The 405-nt window shown below is 51.6% G+C and carries 1 protein-coding gene; it reads right to left on the reverse strand.

What is annotated here, in order from left to right; translation table 11 throughout:
- Positions 1 to 72: 72 nt before the first annotated feature.
- Entirely contained in the window at positions 73 to 381 is a 309-nt protein-coding gene (gene rpsJ, locus SMC5_RS05375; protein ID WP_119085833.1) for a 30S ribosomal protein S10, read from the reverse strand.
- Between the last annotated feature and the right edge of the window lie 24 nt (positions 382 to 405).

Below are 405 nucleotides of genomic sequence, written 5' to 3' on the forward strand. Positions count from 1 at the left end.
TTGTCCTCATGAAACACACTGGTCATACCGATCTTCTTGCCTATTATTCCCTTGCTCATCTCAACCACCAACCTACAACTTGATCTCGATATCCACACCCTGCGGCAGGTCAAGGCCCATGAGCGCCTTGGTTACCTCTGGAGTGGGATTGGTTATCTCGATCAGCCTCTTGTGAATACGCATCTCAAACTGCTCACGCGACTTTTTGTCCACATGTGGCGACCTGAGCACCGTGAATATGCTCTTCTCGGTCGGAAGCGGAATCGGTCCCGAAACGCGAGCCCCCGCCTGCTGGATGATCTCGACGATCTTCCCAGCCCAAATGTCGAGCGTTCTGTGATCATACGCTCTCAACCTTATACGAACTTTCTGCTTCGCCATAGCAACTCCTTGGATGAATGACTG

Origin of the sequence: Candidatus Cryosericum odellii (assembly GCF_003570935.1) — a bacterium.
GTDB classification, from domain to species: domain Bacteria; phylum Caldisericota; class Caldisericia; order Cryosericales; family Cryosericaceae; genus Cryosericum; species Cryosericum odellii.

Excerpts from the sequence above, each read along its gene's own strand:
- rpsJ (WP_119085833.1), bottom strand. The coding sequence starts at position 381 with ATGGCGAAGCAGAAAGTTCGTATAAGGTTGAGAGCGTATGATCACAGA.